Source organism: Vibrio sp. Y176 (assembly GCF_033438945.1).
On record NZ_JAWOQS010000047.1, the window covers coordinates 1 to 2,104 of the forward strand.

The 2,104-nt window shown below is 39.8% G+C and carries 2 protein-coding genes; both read left to right on the plus strand.

Annotated elements, in window-relative coordinates:
• Nucleotides 1-490: 490 nt before the first annotated feature.
• Complete coding sequence (locus tag R7O13_RS23905; protein ID WP_140364918.1) at nucleotides 491-1,102, plus strand: DarT ssDNA thymidine ADP-ribosyltransferase family protein; 612 nt, start codon at nucleotides 491-493, stop codon at nucleotides 1,100-1,102.
• Between the two features lie 7 nt (nucleotides 1,103-1,109).
• Nucleotides 1,110-1,805: a DUF6977 family protein gene (locus tag R7O13_RS23910; RefSeq protein WP_001900183.1), complete on the plus strand. Its 696-nt coding sequence runs from the start codon at nucleotides 1,110-1,112 to the stop codon at nucleotides 1,803-1,805.
• Nucleotides 1,806-2,104 lie beyond the last annotated feature (299 nt).

The following is a 2,104-nucleotide window of genomic DNA, read 5'->3' on the forward strand; positions in this document are numbered from 1 at the left end:
GTCATTATGTCACCTGTTAACTTATGAGGTGATGATATCACCTCTAACTAAGTGACCAAATTCAGTGTGCCACTACACTTAGCCCCTTTAGTGAAAGGCTTGGGGTCAAGTAGTGATTATGAGGCAATAATAGAAAAGTACTCTCGCTCTACTTCAGAGCTGCCAAGCGAACAACTGCATAGACACTTAATTTTGGCGAAAGTATGGATTCTCGTAGAAGTCACCAATATATTGACTCAGCGAGGTAAGTCATCGGCATCAATGTACTTCAAATGGTTTAGGGAAAACGTCCCCAGTTGGTTGAGTTCGGTGGAAAATGCGTTATAACAAACTGTTCAAGAGTGATTCGCAACGCGTGGCATTTTTACCATGCGTTGGTTTAAGTGATTAAGGTGGTATGCGGCGGCATCGGTATTGCGTTGCTCACACCTTAACAGGGCGTTAGGCCACAATATCGAGATATCGTAAAAAAATAAAAACGGAGTTGGTTATGGAAAATGCAGTAAAACAAAAAAAGATCGAATATCTATGGCACTTTACAAAGTTAGAAAATGTTAGCTCTATCTTTCAGAGCGGGATTGTTCCGAGAGCGACCTTAGAGGCAAATCAATCAAATGTAGCTTACAATGATCAACATCGGCTAGACGGTTTTAAAACTGCTAGTTGTTTGTCAATTGGCCATCCTAATTACAAGATGTTTTATAGTCTAAGGCAGCAAGACCCCTCCGTAGAGTGGGTTGTCTTTGGTGTTAAAGCTGAAGTTTTATGGACTAAAGACTGCGCGTTTTGTACCACCAATGCAGCAAATTCATCAGTTACATCTGTTCCTATTGAACAGAGAAAGGGAGTTCAGGCGTTTGAGTCCCTATTTTTGCCAGTAGCAGGAAAACCATCACGTCAAGAGTTACAATTGCCAGATGATTGCCCAACAGATCCACAGGCAGAAGTTTTAGTGTTCGATACTATACTTCCAAGTGATATTGTCGGTGTTATTGTGCCAACTAAGGCAAAAGAGTTGGAGTTGAAACCTCTGTATCCTGCACATCAGGTTGTGTACCATAGAGCTCATTATTCAGCACGGCTAGACTATCAGCATTGGTAATACAAGTATGGCAATTAGACCCGTTTTTGTCCCGAAAACAGATGGCAGCATTGGAGTTATTGAAAAAGCCATAGATTTTAAATGGCATCCAGGAATGGCTAAAAGTCAGAAACAAAAATCAGTTTCTGAACTTCATAGTTCGGCTAAGTTACTGGGAATAAATAACATTCTAGAGATTTCGAGTAAATCTTTAGACGAACTCGGCATATTGCTAAGTGCTTTCAATCTTTCTTTCGTGACTAAGAAGCATAATCACAAGATCACAGTTGAATCGGCTTTTCAAGGCAGTAAGATTTTTAAAAGAGGTGGGCCTTACAAAGATTTGTATCTAGCGGACTCCAGAACTTCAAAAAAAGACATTCGTATAAAAGACTCAGGGCAGCTGGTTGGCTTTAAGTTTTTTAATACGGAGTTTCCATTAATCCCTCGAACCTATTTTTATGATTGGTTGTATATAAAGGCTTTGGTTAGCAACCCACAATTAGTTGATCAGCTTTATAAATTCGATGGGTTTAGTGATATTGAATTCAATCCTAAAAAATCTATAAATTGCCAAGCGCATGCAGCTGCTCTTTACGTTAGTCTAAATAGCGCAGGTGTATTGGAGGAGGCACTATCTAGTCCTGATTTGTTTTTAAGAGTTACCAAGCAGCACTACGATAATCAAAAGAGAGTTATCCAGGTTCAAGACTCACTGATCTAATGTGGCCTAACAATCTGTTTAAGAGTGATTCGCAACGCTTGGCATTTTTGCAATGCGTTGCGTTTTGTGTTTACGGTGGTATGCGGAAGCTTCGGTATTGCGTTGCTCACACCTTAACAGGGCGTTATGTTGTCAAAGATTAAGTATGAAGATTTTAATATTATTTATAGCGGCATTATTGTCTGGCTGCGCTGGTTTAATTGAAAGTGCTAGTTCCCCAAATTATCGAGAACACAAAGCTCGGGACAGTGTATCGCCTAGGAATCATAAAGGTTCAAGGAAAAACAAATTAGTCGGTA

What these genes read in the sequence shown, in the direction of transcription:
- R7O13_RS23905 (WP_140364918.1), top strand. Translation starts at nt 491, where the DNA reads ATGGAAAATGCAGTAAAACAAAAAAAGATCGAATATCTATGGCACTTT.
- R7O13_RS23910 (WP_001900183.1), top strand. Translation starts at nt 1,110, where the DNA reads ATGGCAATTAGACCCGTTTTTGTCCCGAAAACAGATGGCAGCATTGGA.